The organism is Mycobacterium sp. 852014-52450_SCH5900713 (genome assembly GCF_001667075.1).
Classification (GTDB): domain Bacteria; phylum Actinomycetota; class Actinomycetes; order Mycobacteriales; family Mycobacteriaceae; genus Mycobacterium.
Genome location: NZ_LZIL01000015.1, coordinates 13544 through 31701 on the forward strand (window position 1 = coordinate 13544; position 18158 = coordinate 31701).

At 67.4% G+C, this 18158-nt stretch carries 17 protein-coding genes; 7 read left to right on the forward strand and 10 right to left on the reverse strand.

Annotation, left to right across the window (positions count from 1 at the left end; translation table 11 throughout):
• Positions 1–43 precede the first annotated feature (43 nt).
• Positions 44–673 (reverse strand): TetR/AcrR family transcriptional regulator, encoded by a 630-nt coding sequence (locus A5773_RS05370; RefSeq protein ID WP_066958108.1) that lies wholly within the window; start codon positions 671–673, stop codon positions 44–46.
• Between the two features lie 156 nt (positions 674–829).
• Between A5773_RS05370 and A5773_RS05375 the strand changes: the two genes are divergently transcribed.
• Both A5773_RS05375 and A5773_RS05380 read left to right on the forward strand, forming a co-directional pair.
• Entirely contained in the window at positions 830–1252 is a 423-nt protein-coding gene (locus A5773_RS05375) for a hypothetical protein (protein ID WP_156659789.1), read from the forward strand.
• A 49-nt stretch (positions 1253–1301) separates the two neighbouring features.
• Positions 1302–2444, forward strand: a complete 1143-nt coding sequence (locus tag A5773_RS05380) for an NADH:flavin oxidoreductase (protein ID WP_232001796.1) — start codon at positions 1302–1304, stop codon at positions 2442–2444.
• A 28-nt stretch (positions 2445–2472) separates the two neighbouring features.
• Here the strand turns inward: A5773_RS05380 and A5773_RS05385 are convergent, their stop codons facing one another.
• Together A5773_RS05385 and A5773_RS05390 are read right to left on the reverse strand one after the other, a co-directional pair.
• Positions 2473–3330, reverse strand: a complete 858-nt coding sequence (locus A5773_RS05385; protein ID WP_066958104.1) for an LLM class flavin-dependent oxidoreductase — start codon at positions 3328–3330, stop codon at positions 2473–2475.
• A 12-nt stretch (positions 3331–3342) separates the two neighbouring features.
• Positions 3343–4098, reverse strand: coding sequence for an SDR family oxidoreductase (locus A5773_RS05390; protein ID WP_066958102.1), 756 nt, complete (start codon positions 4096–4098; stop codon positions 3343–3345).
• A gap of 97 nt (positions 4099–4195) precedes the next feature.
• Here A5773_RS05390 and A5773_RS05395 point away from each other — a divergent pair, with 97 nt between their 5' ends.
• The 3 genes from A5773_RS05395 to A5773_RS05405 all read left to right on the forward strand — a co-directional run bounded on the left by A5773_RS05395 (position 4196) and on the right by A5773_RS05405 (position 6107).
• Positions 4196–5227 carry an Lrp/AsnC family transcriptional regulator gene (locus A5773_RS05395; RefSeq protein ID WP_066958100.1) on the forward strand — a complete coding sequence of 344 codons (1032 nt, stop codon included), beginning with the start codon at positions 4196–4198 and terminating at the stop codon, positions 5225–5227.
• 78 nt (positions 5228–5305) lie between these two features.
• Positions 5306–5791 carry an SRPBCC family protein gene (locus tag A5773_RS05400; protein WP_066958098.1) on the forward strand — a complete coding sequence of 162 codons (486 nt, stop codon included), beginning with the start codon at positions 5306–5308 and terminating at the stop codon, positions 5789–5791.
• Positions 5792–5882: 91 nt separating this feature from the next.
• Complete coding sequence (locus A5773_RS05405) at positions 5883–6107, forward strand: deoxyribodipyrimidine photolyase (protein WP_067789856.1); 225 nt, start codon at positions 5883–5885, stop codon at positions 6105–6107.
• 19 nt (positions 6108–6126) lie between these two features.
• Here the strand turns inward: A5773_RS05405 and hisS are convergent, their stop codons facing one another.
• Together hisS and A5773_RS05415 are read right to left on the reverse strand one after the other, a co-directional pair.
• Positions 6127–7389, reverse strand: a complete 1263-nt coding sequence (hisS, locus tag A5773_RS05410) for a histidine--tRNA ligase (protein ID WP_066958094.1) — start codon at positions 7387–7389, stop codon at positions 6127–6129.
• Positions 7386–8048: an MBL fold metallo-hydrolase gene (locus A5773_RS05415; protein ID WP_067789859.1), complete on the reverse strand. Its 663-nt coding sequence runs from the start codon at positions 8046–8048 to the stop codon at positions 7386–7388. The genes hisS and A5773_RS05415 overlap by 4 nt, the downstream gene beginning before the upstream one ends.
• Positions 8049–8166: 118 nt before the next feature.
• On the opposite strand from A5773_RS05415, the gene A5773_RS05420 reads away from it, so the two are divergent.
• A complete protein-coding gene (locus A5773_RS05420; protein WP_066958090.1) occupies positions 8167–9066 on the forward strand; it encodes a peptidylprolyl isomerase in 900 nt (299 codons plus the stop codon).
• A 75-nt stretch (positions 9067–9141) separates the two neighbouring features.
• A complete protein-coding gene (locus tag A5773_RS05425; RefSeq protein ID WP_066958088.1) occupies positions 9142–10923 on the forward strand; it encodes a protein kinase in 1782 nt (593 codons plus the stop codon).
• A 29-nt stretch (positions 10924–10952) separates the two neighbouring features.
• Here A5773_RS05425 and A5773_RS05430 read toward each other — a convergent pair whose 3' ends face one another.
• The 5 genes from A5773_RS05430 to secD form a co-directional block, all read right to left on the reverse strand.
• Entirely contained in the window at positions 10953–13343 is a 2391-nt protein-coding gene (locus tag A5773_RS05430) for a bifunctional (p)ppGpp synthetase/guanosine-3',5'-bis(diphosphate) 3'-pyrophosphohydrolase (RefSeq protein WP_067789873.1), read from the reverse strand.
• Between the two features lie 136 nt (positions 13344–13479).
• Positions 13480–14037: an adenine phosphoribosyltransferase gene (locus A5773_RS05435; protein WP_066958086.1), complete on the reverse strand. Its 558-nt coding sequence runs from the start codon at positions 14035–14037 to the stop codon at positions 13480–13482.
• The gene (locus A5773_RS05440) at positions 14019–15668 is read right to left on the reverse strand and encodes an ABC transporter substrate-binding protein (RefSeq protein WP_067789862.1); all 1650 of its coding nucleotides are present in this window, start codon (positions 15666–15668) and stop codon (positions 14019–14021) included. Before A5773_RS05440 ends, A5773_RS05435 begins: the two co-directional genes overlap by 19 nt.
• Positions 15669–15673: 5 nt before the next feature.
• Positions 15674–16948, reverse strand: a complete 1275-nt coding sequence (gene secF, locus A5773_RS05445; RefSeq protein ID WP_067789875.1) for a protein translocase subunit SecF — start codon at positions 16946–16948, stop codon at positions 15674–15676.
• Positions 16949–16952: 4 nt separating this feature from the next.
• A partial coding sequence (gene secD, locus A5773_RS05450) for a protein translocase subunit SecD (RefSeq protein WP_067789864.1) occupies positions 16953–18158 on the reverse strand: 1206 nt, incomplete at its 5' end.

Below are 18158 nucleotides of genomic sequence, written 5' to 3' on the forward strand. Positions count from 1 at the left end.
GGCGCCAACGGAATCGGCTGGGCCCCGGATCCGTTGGGCGACTTCACGGACCGCGGCGGTACGCGGCGACGTGCCCTAGCGCCATGTCCACGGCGAGTTCGACAGGTCGGGCGCTGCGCATCGTCTGCGCCATCAGCAGTCCGCCTTGCAGCGCACTCATGATAGTCAACGCGAGCTCGGCAGGGTCGGCATCTGCGGAGAGTTCGCCGTTGTCGCGCATCGTCGCCAAACCAGCAGACAGGTACGACTGCCACTCGGCGAAGGCTTGCGCAAGCTCCCGGCGCGCCGAATCGGACCGCTCGGCAAGCTCACCCACCAGCGAGCCCAACGGACACCCCCCGACACCTTGCGTCGCGCGAGTCATGGCCACGACGTGGTCGCACCACCGCTGCAGGCCCTCCCATGACGACACCTCGCCCAGATCGGGCTGCTGGGCCGCGATGACGTCGCCGAGCTGGGTCTTCACAACCTCGCGGATCAGGGCGTCCTTATTGGCGAAGTAGTGGTAGAGCTGCGATTTGCTTGTGCCGGTCGCCGCCATCACGTCGTCCAGACTCGTCCCGGCGACGCCTTGCCCGCGGACGAGCGATGCCGCCGCGGCGACGATGCGGGCCCTGGTCGCGGCACCGCGAGTCGTCAGCCGCCCGGCGGCGGGGTGCTCCTCTCCTGACATGCGCGAAGTGTAGAGCGGATTGGACTTGATAGTCCATTTTGGCTTCAGCACAATTTTCCGCGTGGACCGTCCGACCCTCGCAGCAGACGACGTGTCCCCGCTCCTAACCGCTCCCGACGTCGGCGGCGGCGCCACCCACTCCGCGAGGGAGGAATGATGAAGCCGACATCAAAGATCCTGAAATACAATTCGATGTTTCTGGGTTCGACGATGTTCTTGTTTGGGTTCTTGAAGTTCTTCGAGCCGTTTCGCACGTGGTTCGACGTCCAGATCAGCAAAAGCGGGCTGCCGCGACTCTGCATCCCCCTGGGCGTCGCCGGGGAAATATCCATCGGGCTGAGCCTGCTTTCGGCCGCCCACTTCGGGCGGGAGACCTCAAACCTCTTCGGCCCGATCGCGTCCGCGGCCTCGGCTGGGCTGATCGCCAACATGGGGGGCGCCACCTATGTGCACGTGCACCCGGAGGTGCCCGCAAATGTACTTCCTCTCAAAATAAAGCCTCCCGTTATTCCCCTCATTTTTATGCTATTGGCCACCGTGAATCTCGTTCAGCTTCAGGGTCATTGGCGGCGCTCCTGACGGCAGGACCCAACAGAATGGACCAACCAACGCGGAAATGGATGACCTCGTGCCCGACCGAATGCACCCACCCCACCAGACGCTCTTCGAAGCGGCAACCATCGGCAACGTCGAGCTCGCCCACCGGGTAGCCCTGGCGCCCATGACGCGAGTGAGCGCGACGGCCGACGGCGTGCCCACCGACCGGATCGCGTCCTACTACCGCGTTTTCGCCGAGGGCGGCTTCGCGTTGTTAATAACCGAAGGGCTTTACATCGACGATCAGACCAGTCAGGGGTACCTCTTCCAACCGGGCATCGCGAACGCGGCTCACGCGGCGGGCTGGCAACCGGTCGTCGACGGCGTCCACAACTGCGAGGCCAAGTTTTTCGCCCAGCTGATGCACGCCGGCAGCCAGTCGCAAGGCAACCCGCACACGACGATCACCTGGGGGCCGTCCGCAGTACGGCCGAAAGGCGAGCAGCTGCCCATGTACCGCGGTGCTGGTCCGTTCAAGATTCCTCAAGCGATGACCACCGAACACATCAACCAAGTCCGGGCCGCGTTCGTGAACGCGGCACGGCAGGCGCGCGACGCCGGGTTCGACGGCGTGGAGATCCACGGAGCCAACGGCTATCTGCTCGACGCATTTCTCACCGACTATATGAATACCCGGACCGACGAGTACGGCGGCCACACCGCCGGTCGTGTACGCCTGGCGGCCGAGGTCTGCCACGACGTCGCGTCGGCCGTCGGTGACGACATCGCCGTCGGCATCCGGATCTCCCAGGGAAAGGTCTCCGACAATCACCATCGGTGGGCCGGCGAGGAGGACGCGGCCATCATCTTCGGCACCCTGGGCGATACCGGCATCGACTACATCCACACCACCGAATATCGCGCGCTGGCACCAGCATTCGCCGGGTCCGGCAACTCGCTCGCGCAGCTGGCAAAGCAATTCAGCAAGCTGGCGGTAATCGCCAACGGCCATCTGGACGACCCCCGCGACGCCGCCGCCATCATCGACTCGGGCGCCGCCGATCTGGTAGCCCTCGCCAAACCGGCGCTGGCCAACCGCGACTGGCCTCATCGAGTCCAACACGGCAAACCGTTATCGCCCGACGTGCCAACCGATCTCTTCGGGCCCGTCGCTAACCTCAAAGACTGGGAAGTCGCCGGCGCGGACAACGAAGGAGTGCATGGCGCGAGATGACATAGTTCCTCCTCTTGTGCGCAGCGGTTCAGAGAACGGCGTCGGCAAGGCGATCCACCTGATCGACCCCTGCGACGCAGGGATGGAAAACCAGCCCATCGAAACCGAGGTCGCGGTAGGCGCGCAGGGTGGCCGCCGCGTCCTCCGGGGTGGTCAGCAGGTCGGCGATGTTGAGAGCTGCGTAGTCCGGCTTGAATCCGTAGTAGCGCTGCAGGTGCTCCCGGCCGAGCCGGACGGCGTCCTCACCACCGAACGCGAAGTTCACGCTGGCGTGCAGCCGTGGCTGCCCCGACCGGCCCGCCTCCCGCCACGCCGCGCGTGCCCGATCGGCGAATGACGCCTGATTGTCGTAGTCGCGCAGGGCGCCGGCCGACCAGCCGTCACCCATCGTCGCGACCCGGCGCATGGTGGCCTCCGACCGTCCCCCGAACAGGATGGGGATGCGCACCGGCCGCGGGCACAACCCCTTGTCGCCGGTGACCGGCGCGGCGCGCCACGCCTCGCGCAACAATCCGACCGTCTCGTCCAAAACCCGTCCCCGCCGGCCGAAGTCGGCGCCAACCGCCGCGTAGTCGTCTGTCCGGTTGCCCACACCCAAACCCAGGATCAGCCGGTTGCCGGTGACGTCCGCGATGGTGGCGAGCTGCTTGGCGAGCAGCGCGGCCGGGTAGAGGGGTGCCAGCAAAACGTTTGTGATCAAACCGATTTCACTGGTCGCGCCCGCGGCGAGGGACAATGCGACGATCGAATCGAGGCTTTCGTAGACCAGCCGGTCGATGGTGGCCAGGCCGGCAAACCCTCGTTGTTCCGCCCGGCGGGCCCAACGCACGGTGAGTGGACCCCGCACGTGGGCGATGTGGCTCGGCAGGCCAATTCCGATCTGCATGGGAATCCTCCGCTATTTCTGCATGGTTGTCTGATTGACGGCGGTGAAGATCTCGCCGTACGAGTCTTCGCGCGCGGCGAATCGCACGCGCCGAGCGGCATCGACCACGATCTCGGTGGCGGCCGGGTTGGATCGCAGCAACGAAATAGCCTCGGCGACAAAGGCATCCAACGCCACGACATGAGATGCGTAGCCGAGACCCTGTTGAATGTCAGTCTGTACCCGTGGCGGGATGATCTCGACCACCTCAATCGCCGTGTCGCGCAGCTGGTGGCGTAGCGACTCGGTGTAGGAGTGCAGAGCCGCCTTGGTCGCACAATACGTCGGCGCGACCGCCTTGGGTACGAAAGCCAGGGCAGAGGTGACGTTGATGATCGCGGCGTTTCTTTGCGTCAGCAGTGTGGGCAGTAGTGCCGCGGTGAGCCGGATGGGCCCGAGCAGGTTGACCGCCACGATCGCCTCCGCCGCGGTGGTGTCACCGGTCAGCAGGTCCTCGGTACGCATGATTCCCGCGTTGTTGATGACGACGTTCAACCCGGGATACCGATCCGTCACTTCGGCAACCAGCCGAGTGATGCTGACCGGGTCGCTCTGATCCAAGTGCAGGAACTCCATGCCCGGGTTGGCGCCAGCGGCGGCTTGCAGAGCCTCGCGGCGCCGGCCGGCGATGATGACGTGGTTGCCCAGGCGGTGCAAAGATTCGGCCAAAGCGCGGCCGATTCCGCTGCCTCCGCCGGTGACCAGGACGACGTTGCGCGTCAGCTTCATGATGCAAGGCTGACAGCGGCGCCGACGAAACAATCAACGCCCGGACCGAAGCGTGAATAAATCTCCACTAACCATCGATATCCGTCTAAGATTGGTCATGATCGATCGGCTGGACGGACAGATTCTGCATGCCTTGCAGATATCGCCCAGGGTGTCGTTTCGCCGCATAGCCGAGGTGGTCGGAGCGACCGAACAAACGGTTGCCCGCCGCTACCACAGGCTGCGTCGGAACGGAGTCGTTCGCGTCGTGGGGGTGGAGCACCCGTGGGTTGACGGCGATTCCGACTGGGCCCACTGGGTTTGCCGCCTACACGCCAAGCCCGACCGCATACCGCAACTGGCCGACGCGCTGGTTCGAAACCCGGACGTGTCCCACGCCAACGTCCTGTCGGGTTGGACCGACCTGGTGTGCACGATCCGGGCACCGCTCCGGGACAGCCGCGACGACGTGTTGCTGAAGCGGCTCCCGCGAGCAAGTTCGGTCATCGACATCGACATTGATGCGGTGCTGCACACCTTCGGGCGCCCCCCGAGCGCGCCGTGGACGGGCTACGGCCACAAGCTCAGCGGCGAACAGGCCGTACAAATCCTTGCTGACGTCGACGGCCCTCCCGCCGGCCAGCCGTCCCGGCCGACGCTCGAGGACCGTCCCATCCTCGACGCGCTGGCTGACGACGGCCGTGCTCCCCACTCACGGCTCGCCGAACGCACGGGCTGGTCGGTGGCGCGAGTGCGCAGGCGTCTGACGGCGCTCGAAGCGGCCGGGGCGCTCGTTTACGACGTCGATGTGCTCCCTGAGCGACTCGGTTACCACCTCAGCGCCATGCTCTGGCTGACGGTCGCACCCCAGCACACACACCGCGTCGGAGAACGGGTCGCGGCGCACGACCAAGTGGCCTTCGCCGCCGCCGTCAGCGGTAGCAAAAACCTGATGGCAGTGGTCATCTGCCGAGACGTCCGCGACCTCTACGCGTACCTCTCCAACCACCTCGGGGGCATCGAAGAGGTCCTCACCTATGAGGTAAGCATCCGCACCCAGCGCCTCAAGCAACACGGATCGGTGATCGCGCACGGACGACTGATGAACCCGACCCCGACGCGCGCTGCGCGCGGATCCGCGGCGGGCTAGAGAGGGCACCGAAAACGTCCCAGCGGTCGTAGAGTGAGCGACGACCCCTGTCGTACCTACTCCGGCCGCGAGGCACCCATGACCGAACGCATCGAGGTTGAACGCACAATTACGGCGCCGGCGCCCGACGTCTTCGCGGTGCTGTGCGACCCGCAGGGCCACGTCGCGATCGACTCGTCCGGAATGCTGCAGAGCGCCGAAGGCGATCGGGTACGCGGTGTCGGTGACCGTTTCGTCGTGCACATGGATCGCGAGTCGTTGAACGACTTTCCGCAATTCGGCAAGTACGACGTCACCGTCGACATCACGGAATTCGAACAGGATCGGCTGATCGCTTGGACGGTTCTGGGCAAAATTCAGCCTCCGATCGGCCATGTCTACGGCTATCAACTGCAGCCGAGCGAAGACGGCTCGGCGACCGTGGTCACCTCGTTTTACGACTGGTCGAACATCGACCCGAAGTGGCGGGAAGCCGGAATTTTCCCGATTCTGTCCGAGGGTGCATTGCGGGCAACGTTGGGAATTCTTGATCGGACGGTCCGGCGCGGTTATCCGCGCGGATAACCGCGTTTTCGGTGAGCGCCTAAACTCGACTGCGGTTTTATTGCGGATTCGGGTGGGTATGTCCTTTGGGCCCCTCACGAAAGGACCTGACATGTTGCACTCGGTGATTCTGGCGAGCTCGGACCCCGTCGCGGCCGGCTTTATCCTCCGTGGCATCAAGGGAATTTTTGTCGCCATCGGCAGCGTTATCGCCGCATTCATCTGCGGAATCATCGCAATGACGAAGGGTCGCAATCCGCTGGGCTGGGGAATTCGCGGCCTATTCTTTTCGATCCTCACGTTGATCGTCGTAATCATCATTCCGAGCAAGAAATAACCCGGCGAGGGTACCCGCCCTACCGGTCGAGTCTTGACAGAACTTCGGCGACAACAGAATTCGCGGCGACGGGCACCTGATCCCCCGTCGTGAGGTCTTTCAACCCGACCGTCCCCGCCTCGATGTCGCGGTCGCCGAGGACCAGCGCGATGCGGGCACCGGAACGGTCGGCCGCGCGCATCGCGCCCTTGAGGCCGCGGTCGCCGTAGGCCATGTCCACCCGCACACCGCAGGCGCGCAGCTGCGCGGTCAGCACCGCCAGCTGAAGCTTGGCCTGCTCGCTCAGCGGCACGCCGAACACGTCGCAGCGGGTCGTCTCCCCCACGCTCTTGCCCTCGGCGCGCAGCGCCAACAGGGTGCGGTCGACCCCGAGCCCGAACCCGATGCCGGACAGGTCTTGCCCGCCGAGCTCGTGCATCAGGCCGTCATAGCGGCCGCCGCCGCCGATCCCGGATTGCGCACCCAGACCGTCGTGCACGAACTCGAAGGTGGTCTTGGTGTAGTAGTCCAGCCCGCGCACCATGCGCGGGTTGATGACGTAGGGCACGCCGAGCGCGTCCAAGTGCGCCAGCACGGTGTCGAAGTGCTGCTTGGCGACGTCGGACAGGTGGTCGATCAACACCGGCGCGTCGGCCGTCATGGCCCGCACGGCCGGTCGCTTGTCGTCGAGCACCCGCAGCGGGTTGATCTCGGCACGCCTGCGCGTCTCGTCATCGAGATCGAGCCCAAACAGGAAGTCCTGCAACAGTTCCCGATATTGGGGGCGACAGGTCTCGTCGCCCAGCGAGGTGATCTCCAGGCGGAACCCGTCCAGTCCCAGCGAACGGAAGCCGGCGTCGGCGATGGCGATCACCTCGGCGTCAAGCGCCGGATCGTCCACGCCGATCGCCTCCACACCCACCTGCTGCAGCTGCCGATAGCGGCCGGCCTGCGGCCGCTCGTAGCGGAAAAACGGCCCCGCATAACACAATTTGACCGGCAACGCCCCGCGGTCAAGGCCGTGCTCGATCACCGCGCGCACCACCCCCGCGGTGCCCTCGGGTCGCAAGGTGACCGAGCGGTCACCGCGGTCGGCGAACGTATACATCTCCTTGGACACCACGTCGGTGGATTCGCCGACACCCCGGGCGAACAGAGCGGTGTCCTCGAAGATGGGCAACTCGATGTGGCCATAGCCGGCCCGACGGGCGGCGCCCAACAACCCGTCACGAACGGCCACGAACTGCGCGGAGTCCGGCGGGACGTAGTCCGGTACCCCCTTGGGCGCGTGAAACTGCGTCACGGGCTCAGGCCTTCGATGAACGGATTGAATCGCCGTTCGGCGCCGATGGTGGTGGCGTTGCCGTGACCCGGCAGCACCACGGTCTCGTCGTCGAGCACCAGCAGTTTTTCCACGATCGAGGTCAGCAGGTCGCGGCCGCTCCCGCCGTGCAGGTCGGTGCGGCCCACCGAGCGTTCGAACAGGGTGTCGCCGGTGAACACCACGTCGTGGTCTCCCGCCACCCGGAAGACCACCGACCCGCGCGTGTGCCCGGGCGTGTGGTCGACGTTGACGGTCACGCTGCCCAGGTCGAGCTTGTCGCCGTCGCGGTCCAGCTCGACGACCTGCTTGGGCTCGCGGAAGAAGGCACCGGCCATCAGCTGCGCCACCCGCGGGCCCAGGCCGTAGATCGGGTCTTTCAGCATGAACCGGTCCTCGGGGTGGATGTAGGTCGGGCAGCCGAAGGTGTCGGACACCTTCTGCGCCGACCACATGTGGTCGATGTGTCCGTGCGTGAGCAACACCGCCGCCGGGGTCAGCCGGTTCTCGTCGAGGATGCGCCGCAGCGGGCCCATCGCCCGCTGGCCCGGATCCACGATGACGGCGTCCGTCCCTGGCCGCTCAGCCAGCACATAGCAGTTGCACTGCAACATGCCGGCGGGAAATCCGGTGATCAACACGGTTCCCAGTTTCCCACGGGCCCCACTTGACACCGGTCGCGGCGCCCACATTAGCCTGAGCTGGCGACTGACGCCTTTTGCCGGGCACCCGACTTACCAACCATGGAGGCATACGGCCGTGCCGACCAATGAACAGCGACGTGCCAACGCCAAGCGCAAGCTCGAACGCCAGCTGGAGCGCCGCGCGAAGCAAGCCAAGCTGCGCAGGATCGTGTTGATCGCCGCCGGCTCGGCCGTGGCCGTGGCGGTGGTCGTGGCGGTGGTGCTCACGGTCATCAACACCAAACACGAGCACAAGAGCAACTCCGCGACGAGCACCACGTCCGCGGCCCCCAGCAGCTCCCCCGAGTCCACGACGCCCGCCGGACCGACGCCACCCGCTGCGCCGCTGCCGGCGTTCAAGCCGTCGGCCGATCTGGGCGCCAACTGCCAGTACCCGGCGTCACCGGAACCCGCCGCCAAGGAGGTCAAGCCGCCGCGCACCGGCAAGGTGCCGACGGACCCCGCCCAGGTGAGCGCCAGCATGGTGACCAACCAGGGCCGCATCGGATTGATGCTCGCCAACAACGAATCACCTTGCACGGTAAACAGTTTCGCAAGCCTGGCCGGCCAGAAATACTTCGACAACACCAAATGCCACCGGCTGACCACTTCCCCGGACCTGGGCGTCCTGCAATGCGGCGACCCCAAGGGTGACGGCACCGGCGGCCCGGGCTACCAGTTCGCCAACGAGTACCCGACGGACCAATACCCGCCGAACGACCCGAAGGCGCAACAGCCGGTCCTCTACCCACGCGGCACCCTGGCGATGGCCAACGCCGGTCCCGGGACCAACGGCAGCCAATTCTTCATGGTGTACAAGGATTCCCAGCTGCCGCCCCAATACACCGTCTTCGGCACCATTCAGCCGGACGGTCTGGCCACGCTGGACAAGATCGCCAAAGCCGGCGTCGCCGGCGGCGGTGAGGACGGCGCACCGGCCTCCGAGGTCACCATCACCTCGCTGTTGCTCGACTAAAGCCAAGCAGCGCAACGCCGCTGATTCGGCGGGAATCGGGCGACCAACGGGCAGTCCACCGCTTAAGGTCGTTGCGTGGGGACAGAATCTTTCGGGCAATACCAACTGCTGGACGTGTTGGGCCGCGGCGGCATGGGCCAGGTCTACCGTGCCTACGACGCCGCCACCGATCGCGTCGTCGCGTTGAAGGTGCTGCCCCCGAACTTGGCCGAGGATCAGGAGTTTCAGCAACGATTCCGCCGGGAGGCACGCATCGCGGCGAGCCTCAACGACCCGCACGTGGTGCCGATCCACGGTTACGGCGAGATCGACGGTCGGCTCTATGTCGACATGCGGCTGATCGAGGGCCGCGACTTGTTGCAGTACATCGATGAGAACGGGGGGCGGCTGTCCCCAGAGCGCGCGGTGGCGGTGATCGAGCAAGTTGCCGCTGCGCTGGACAGCGCCCACCAGGTGGGGCTGATCCATCGCGACATCAAGCCGAAGAACATCCTGATCACCCAGGCGCGCGACTTCGTCTACCTGATCGACTTCGGCATCGCCCGCACCCTGGCCGACACGTCACTCACGCAGACCGGGCACACGATGGGCACCGTCGCGTACATGGCGCCCGAACGGTTCAGGGGCACAACGGATCACCGCGCCGACGTGTATTCGTTGGCCTGCGTGCTGCACGAGTGCTTGACCGGCAAGCGGCCCTATGCCGGCGACAGCCTCGAGGAGCAGCTCAACGCGCATTTGAACACGCCCCCGCCGCGGCCGTCGACCACCGCCGACGGCGTGCCCCCGGCCCTCGATGCGGTGGTCGCCCGCGGGATGGCCAAAGACGCCGAATACCGCTATCAGTCGGCGATGGAACTCGCCGAAGCCGCCCGGGCGGCGTTGGCCGCCCCGGCCGGGACCGCCGCATGGAGTCCCCCGCCGGCGCCACCGGCACCGCCGCCGGGACCGCCGGGACCGACGCAGGACTTTCCCCCGACGGGGCCCAATCTCGACCCCCGGCCGCCCAATCGCCCGCCGGGACAATCCCGGCGTTTGCTGCTGGGCATCGTCGGCGCGTCGGCGCTGGCGCTGGCCGCGGTGGTGGCATTGGTCATCGCGCTGGTGACGCAGGACGACGGCTCAGCCAACAGCGCGGCTTCGAGCACCCCGACCCGCGCCCGCGTCCCCAACAGGCCGGGGTCGAGTTCCGGACCGACCGCACAGGCGACGGGGACCGTGCCACCGCTGCCGGCGTTCGCGCCGCCGGCCGACCTGGGCGCCAATTGCCAATACCCGAGCGCGCCGGACGCCATCGTCAAGCCGGTCAACCCGCCTCCGTCCGGCAGGGTTTCCACCGAACCCGCCCAGATCCCGGCCACCATCTCGACCAACCTTGGCGACATCGGCATCGAACTCTCCAACGGCGAATCTCCGTGCACGGTCAACAGTTTCGTCAGCCTTGCGAAGCAGCAATTCTTCGACAACACCCAGTGCGCCCGGCTGATCAACTCGACTGACGGAGGGTCGCTGCTGTGCGGCGGTCCCGACGCGGACGGGGCCGGTGGCCCCGGCTATCAATTCGCCGACGAATACCCCACCAATCAGTACCCGGCCGGCGACCCCGCGCTCCGGGCGACGGTGATGTACCCGCGCGGCACCGTGATCATGGCCACCGAGGGGCCCAACACCAACGGCAGTCAATTCGTCCTGGTGTTCCGGGATTCGGAATTGGAGCCGCAGAGCACGGTGTTCGGGACCATCAGCCAGGCGGGCCTGGCGGTCCTCGACAAGGTCGCCCAGGCGGGTATCGCCGGCAACCGGCAGAGCGGGGCTCCCACCAACCCGGTCACCATCAACTCGGTGCGCGTCGGCTAACCAGTAACGCCAGGCTTTCTTAAGCCGCCTCAGGCAGCGGACGTCACGCGGTACACGTCGAAAACGCCTTCGACGTTGCGCACCACGTTGAGTAGATGCCCGAGGTGCTTCGGGTCCCCCATCTCGAAGGTGAACCTGCTGATCGCCACCCGGTCATTGGACGTGGTGACCGAGGCCGACAGGATGTTGACCTTTTCGTCGGCCAGCACCCGGGTGACGTCGGAGAGCAGCCGGTGCCGGTCGAGCGCCTCGACCTGGATGGCCACCAGGAACACCGACGACGGCGACGGCGCCCAATGCACCTCGATGATGCGCTCGGCCTGCTGCTGCAGCGACGCGGCATTGGTGCAGTCGGTGCGGTGCACGCTGACTCCGCCACCGCGGGTGACGAAGCCCATGATCTGGTCGCCGGGCACCGGCGTGCAGCACTTGGCCAGCTTGGACAGCACGCCCGGGGCGCCGGGGACCGAGACGCCGACGTCGTCGCTGCTGCGCGGGCGCCGGAGCATGGTCGTCGGCGTGGACCGCTCGGCGAGATCCTCCTCGGCCTGGTCGATCCCGCCGAGCTCGGCCAGCAGCCGCTGCACGACATGGCGCGCCGACACGTGGCCCTCGCCGATCGCGGTGTAAAGCGCGGACACGTCCGCGTAGTGCAGCTCGCGGGCCACCGCGGCCATGGATTCGGCGTTGACCAAGCGCTGCAACGGAAGTCCGCCGCGGCGCACCTCGCGGGCCATGGCGTCCTTGCCGGCCTCCAGCGCCTCCTCACGCCGCTCCTTGGCGAACCATTGCCGGATCTTCGCCTTGGCGCGCGGCGACACCACGAACTGCTGCCAGTCCCGCGACGGCCCGGCATTGGACGCCTTCGACGTGAAAACCTCGACGACTTCGCCGTTTTCCAGCTTTCGTTCCAGCGCCACCAGCCGGCCGTTGACCCGGGCGCCGATGCAGCGGTGGCCGACCTCGGTGTGCACCGCGTAGGCGAAATCGATCGGCGTCGACCCGTTCGGCAGGGTGATCACATCACCCTTGGGGGTGAACACGAAGATCTCTTGCACCGCAAGGTCGTAGCGCAGCGACTCCAGGAACTCGCCCGGGTCGGCGGCCTCCCGCTGCCAGTCGAGCAGTTGCCGCATCCAGGCCATGTCGTCGATCTCGGCGGTGGCGTGCGGATGCGGAACGCCGTTGCGGCCCTTGGCTTCCTTGTAGCGCCAGTGCGCGGCGATGCCGTATTCGGCGGTGCGGTGCATGTCGCGGGTGCGGATCTGGATTTCCAGCGGCTTGCCCTCAGGGCCCACCACCGTGGTGTGCAGCGACTGGTAGACGCCGTATCGGGGCTGGGCGATGTAGTCCTTGAACCGTCCCGCCATCGGCTGCCACAGGGAATGCACGACGCCGACGGCGGCGTAGCAGTCGCGGATCTCGTCGCACAGGATGCGGATGCCGACCAGGTCGTGGATGTCGTCGAAGTCGCGGCCCTTGACGATCATCTTCTGATAGATCGACCAATAGTGCTTGGGCCGGCCCTCGACCGTCGCCTTGATCTTCGACGCGTTCAGCGTGTTGGTGATCTCGGCGCGGACCTTGGCCAGGTAGGTGTCGCGGGACGGCGCGCGGCCGGCGACCAGGCGGACGATCTCGTCGTACTTCTTCGGATGCAAGATCGCGAAGGACAGGTCTTCGAGTTCCCACTTGACGCTGGCCATACCCAGCCGATGTGCAAGGGGCGCAATGACTTCCAGCGTCTCGCGGGCTTTGCGCGCCTGCTTCTCCGGCGGCAGGAAGCGCATGGTTCGCATGTTGTGTAGCCGGTCGGCGACCTTGATCACCAGCACCCGGGGGTCGCGGGCCATCGCGGTGATCATCTTGCGGATGGTCTCGCCCTCGGCGGCGGTGCCCAGCACCACCCGATCCAGCTTGGTCACGCCGTCGACGAGGTGGCCCACCTCCTCGCCGAACTCCTCGCTCAACGCCTCCAGCGTGTAGCCGGTGTCTTCGATGGTGTCGTGCAACAGCGCGGCCACCAAAGTGGTGGTGTCCATGCCCAATTCGGCGAGGATGTTCGCGACGGCCAGGGGGTGGGTGATGTACGGATCACCGGAATGGCGGAACTGCGTGGCGTGGCGCTGGTCGGCGACCTCGAAGGCGCGCTGCAGCAGCGACACGTTGGCCTTCGGATAGACCTCCCGGTGCACCGCCACGAGCGGTTCCAGCACCGGGTTGAGCGTGGTGCGCTGGGAGGTCATCCGCCGGGCCAGCCTGGCCCGCACCCGGCGCGACGCGCTGCTGGAGGTTTTCAGCGTCTCGGTCGCCGGCTCCGGCGGCTCGGCCTGCGCCGTCACCGGCTCCCCGACCAGCAGGGCGTCACCGACGTCAGTGGGCACGTCAAGCGCCTGCGCCGCGCTCTTGTCGTCCGCCACGTTGGTCACCTCCGACTTCGAGGATATCGCGCGGTGCGCCCAGGCTCGGTTTGATCGCCCGCTCGCCCCCTCGCCGCTTCGCAGCTGGGTGGTGCCCCCCACCTCACGCCGCGTAGCGGCGCGCATCGTCGCCGGGCTAGAGCTGACTCAGGCTGTGCAGCGGCAACCCCGCGACCGCCTGACGACCGCCCAGCGCGGTCAGTTCGAGGATCACCGCCGCCGCCATGACGGTGGCCCCGGTGCGTTCCAGCAACCGGGCCGCCGCGGCCAGGCTGCCCCCGGTGGCCAGCACGTCGTCGATGATCACGACGTGGCGTCCGCGCAGGTCGATGCCGTCCGCGGGGATCTCCAGCGTCGCGCTGCCGTACTCCAGGTCGTAATGCTCGGCGTACACCGGCGGCGGCAGCTTGCCGCCCTTGCGGATGGCCAGCACCCCCGTGCGCAGCCGGTCGGCGACCGCCGCCGCGGCCAGGAACCCGCGGGCGTCGATCCCGGCCACCAGGTCGGCGCCCGCCGCGATCTCGGCCAGCGCGTCGGTGACCGCCGCCAGCCCCGCCGGATCGGCGAACAACGGGGTGAGGTCCCGGAATTGCACCCCCGGCTTGGGAAAGTCGGACACCTCGCGCAGCAGCGAGGCGATGACGTCGGTCACCGAGGCGCTTCCGCCGACGCTCGTCACTGGACCAGGGCCCATCGGTCCATGTTCCAGCCGGCGCCCCAGCGAGTCGGGTTCTTGCTCACGGCATACATCTTCTTCGACATCAGCAGCGTCCGTTGCTGCCGGTAGAGGGGCAAAGTGGGCATGTCGCCCCACAGTACCGGCGCCGCCTCCCCCAGCAGCCGCACGCGCTCGGCGGGGTCGGCCGACACCGCCAGCGCCCCGATCGTGTTGTCGATCTGCGGATTCGAGTAGCCCGACAGGTTGTTGCCGTTGCCGGTGTGCAGGTCGTAGGCGTCCATCGCCGACGACCCCGTGGACCCGCTGCCGGCGGCCCCGCCCGTGCTGGCCAAGAGGGCATCGATCTTCCCGTCCTTGAGCGCTTGCGGCCCCGAGCTGTCCAGGGCGACGTTGACGACGGTGATGCCGGCCGCGGCACAGGATTTGCCGATCACCCCGACGTTGACCGCGAGGCGCGCGTTGGGCCCCTGGTAGCCGATCCGCACCGTCATCGGGGCGCCACCGAGCGCGTCGCGGGCGGCGGCGGGGTCCGCCTTGCCGAATTGGCCGGCCTCGGCGGCGCCGTCAGCGGCGGTGACGGGGTCGTCGGCGGCCGGGTTGAGCCGCGAGTTGGCGATCGGCACCCCGGCGTCGCGCGCGAGCGTGTCGCGGGGCGTGCAGAGGGCGAGCGCGCGGCGGGCCTTGGGCTGCGAGAGCGGGCCCTGCGGCGCGAAGATCAGCTGCTCGACGCCCGCCGCCGGCGAATCAACGCGGTCGTAGTTGTCCGGGGTGGTCAGCGTTCCGGAGGAGCCCGCCGCCACGTCGACCACGTCGACGCTGCGGTTGTTGACCCGGTCCTGGATGTCGGGCCCCTGGGGCCAGACGGTGATCCGCTTGGTGAGCGCCTTGGGGCCCCACCACCGGTCGTTGGCCACGAGCACCACCGCGCCGCGGTCCAGGATGCGCTCGATCTTGTACGGGCCGGACGACGGGAAGTGCTTGAGGTCCAGCCCGGGCCTGAGGTCCCAGATGGTGTTCCACAGCTTGGCGATCTGCTGCACGAGTTGGGCGTTGTTGCTCAGCAGGGCCGCGGTCACGTCGACGTGCAGCTCGTCGGCGATGACGTGCGACGGCATCATCGACGTGGCGGTGAATAGCTGGTTGTAGTCGACGATGCCGCGGTCCGGGACGAACGACACCCGGGCCTTCTTCTGCCCCGGCAGGCACTCGACGTTGGCGATGTCGAGGTAACCGGCCTGGGTGGCGGCGTTGAAGTCGGGATACCGGCCGGACTGGGCCGCCCAGGCGAGCACCAGATCGTCGCAGGTCACCGGCTTGCCGTCGGAGTAGACGGCGTTGTCGGCGATCTGGTAGTCCAACACCAGCGGCGAACCGCCCACCACCGACACGGTGCCGAAATCACGGTCGGCGACGGTCTGCCCGTCGGGGCCGTGGTAGCTGAAGCCGGCCAGCGTGCGCGCGAACGCCTGCGCCCCGGCCGACGCGGCGCCGACGACGGTATTGGTGTTGTAGGTGACCAGCGGGCCGTCGACCACGTAGTCGATCTGGGAGGCGGTGCTGCCGGAGCACGCCGCCAGCGTGCACGCCGCCACGAGCATTGCGGCCAGACCGATAGCGCCCCCGACGAGGCGATACCTGGCGGCCATAGCGACTACCGCCGGCCGGCGTTTCGCTTGCCGCTCGGACGCCGGGTCCCGGTCGGCCGCACCGGGCGCGCACCCGGCGCCGGCTTGCTCGGTGCGGGCTTGTCAGACGGTGCCGAGTCGGCCGCCGTGGTCTCCGGCGACGCCGATTCTTCGTCGGTGGACTTCGCCTCCTCGGGCTCGGCGCCAGCCTTGCGGCGCCGAGCGACGCGGCGGGTGTGCGTGCGCACCAGCTCGGTGCGCTCGCGCAGCGTGACCAGCAGCGGCGTTGCGAAGAAGATCGACGAGTAGGTGCCGACCAGGATGCCGACCAGCTGCACCAGCGCCAGGTCCTTCAGTGTCCCGACGCCCAGCAGCCACACCGCCACCACCATCAGCGCCAGGACCGGCAACACCCCGATGAGGCTGGTGTTGATGGAGCGCATGAACGTCTGGTTGATCGCGAGGTTGGCCTGCTCGGCGAAGGTGCGGCGGGTGGTGTGCTGGAAGCCGTGGGTGTTCTCCTCGACCTTGTCGAACACGATGACGGTGTCGTACAGGGAGAAACCGAGAATCGTCAGCAAACCGATGACGGTGGCCGGGGTGACCTCGAAACCGACCAGGGAGTACACCCCTGCGGTGACGGTCAGGTCGAAGACCATGGTCGTCAGCGCGGAGATGGCCATGTACCGCTCGTAGCGCACCGTGATGTACAGGCTGACCAACGCCAGGAACACCACCAGCGCGATCAGCGCCTTGTCGGTGATCTGATCGCCCCACGTCTCGGAGACCGCCGCGTCGCTGATGGCCTGTTTACTCGGTTTTCCGTCGGCTCCCTTGGGTCCGAACGCGTCGAACAGGGCGTTGCGCAGCGTGGATGTCTGGGCGTTGGACAGCGTTTCGGAGCGGATCTGCACCGTGGCCGAGGCGCCGTTGCCGACGATCACCACCGATTCCGGGTCGCGGCCGATGGCCTTGCGGAAGACGTCGGACACCTGCGACGTCTGCACTTGGCCGGTCGCGCCCGCGGCGGGCATCGACACCGTCGTGCCGCCGTTGAAGTCGATCCCGAAGGTGAAGCCGCGCAGCAGGATGCTCAATACGGCGACGGCGACGATCGCGCCGCTGATGCCGAACCACAACCGGCGACGCCCGATCACCTCGAAGGCGCCCGTGCCGGTGTAGAGGCGCGACAGGAAGCTATGACGCGGCAGGCCGGCGCCGCTATCGGTCAACTCGGTGGCGCCCTCCGAGGCTTCGGTGATCTCGGTCGCTTCGGCGTCAGCCTTGCCTTTGGAGGCCATCACGCTATCCCCGTCCCGTCTTGACGTTCGACGAAGCCCGGCGCTCGCGGGCGACCTGCTGTATTGCGCCCAGGCCGTTGTATGCGGGTTTCGCCAACGTCGACGACTTGGACGCCAGGTAGACCAGCGGCCAGGTCACCAGGAACACCACCACGACGTCGAGGATCGTGGTGAGGCCCAACGTGAAGGCGAATCCCCGCACCTGGCCGATCGCCAGGGCGTACAGCACCGCGGCGGCCAGGAAGGTCACGGCGTTGCCCGACACGATCGTCTTGCGGGCCCGCACCCAGCCCCGGGGCACCGCCGATCGGAACGACCGGCCTTCGCGGATCTCGTCTTTGATGCGTTCGAAGAACACCACGAACGAGTCCGCCGTGGTACCGATACCGATGATCAGACCCGCGATCCCCGCAAGGTCCAGGGTGTAGTTGATCTGACGGCCCAGGATCACCAGGATCGCGAAAATCATTGCGCCGGAAGCGACTAGCGATAGCGCCGTAAGCAGGCCGAGCACCCGGTAATACAACAACGAGTACAGCAACACCAGAACCAAGCCGATTGCACCCGCGACCAGCCCCGCTCGCAGTGAGGTCAATCCCAGTGTCGCCGAGACGGTTTGGGCCTCCGAAGCCTCGAAGGACAGCGGCAGCGAACCGTATTTCAGGACGTTGGCCAGCTGCTTGGCGGTTGCGGCGGTGAACGGCGGGTCGCCGCCGGTGATCTGGGTCCGGCCGCCGGGGATGGCTTCCTGGATCATCGGGGCGCTGACCACCTGGGAGTCCAGCGTGAACGCGGTCTGGGTGCCGATGTGGGCGGCGGTGAAGTCCGCCCAGGTGTTCGCCGCCGCGGGGCGGAATTGCACATCCACGACGTAACCGATGCCGCGCTGGTTCATGCCGGACGTGGCGTCCTGGATCTGGTCGCCGCTGATGATCGACGGCGCCAGCAGGTAGGCCACCTTGTGGTCGGTCGAGCACGTCACCAGCGGCAGGTTCGGATCGTCGTTGCCGGCCAGGATGTCCTCTTTGTCGCAGCGGGTCGCCTGGAACTGCAAAGCGAGGAACTGGACGCCCTGGCGGGTGCTCTGCCGCCACTTCTTCTCATCGGCGATGCGGTCGGCGAGCTCCTTGCGCGGATCGGGCGGCGCCGGCTGCTCGGCCGGGGGTACGTCGGCCGGTGGGGCGTTGCCCGCGGGCGCCGGGGGCTCCCC

Coding starts and splice junctions, on each gene's coding strand:
- A5773_RS05370 (WP_066958108.1), bottom strand. CDS start 673: ATGTCAGGAGAGGAGCACCCCGCCGCCGGGCGGCTGACGACTCGCGGT.
- A5773_RS05375 (WP_156659789.1), top strand. CDS start 830: ATGAAGCCGACATCAAAGATCCTGAAATACAATTCGATGTTTCTGGGT.
- A5773_RS05385 (WP_066958104.1), bottom strand. CDS start 3,330: ATGCAGATCGGAATTGGCCTGCCGAGCCACATCGCCCACGTGCGGGGT.
- A5773_RS05390 (WP_066958102.1), bottom strand. CDS start 4,098: ATGAAGCTGACGCGCAACGTCGTCCTGGTCACCGGCGGAGGCAGCGGA.
- A5773_RS05395 (WP_066958100.1), top strand. CDS start 4,196: ATGATCGATCGGCTGGACGGACAGATTCTGCATGCCTTGCAGATATCG.
- A5773_RS05400 (WP_066958098.1), top strand. CDS start 5,306: ATGACCGAACGCATCGAGGTTGAACGCACAATTACGGCGCCGGCGCCC.
- A5773_RS05405 (WP_067789856.1), top strand. CDS start 5,883: ATGTTGCACTCGGTGATTCTGGCGAGCTCGGACCCCGTCGCGGCCGGC.
- A5773_RS05435 (WP_066958086.1), bottom strand. CDS start 14,037: ATGGGCCCTGGTCCAGTGACGAGCGTCGGCGGAAGCGCCTCGGTGACC.
- A5773_RS05440 (WP_067789862.1), bottom strand. CDS start 15,668: ATGGCCGCCAGGTATCGCCTCGTCGGGGGCGCTATCGGTCTGGCCGCA.
- secF (WP_067789875.1), bottom strand. CDS start 16,948: ATGGCCTCCAAAGGCAAGGCTGACGCCGAAGCGACCGAGATCACCGAA.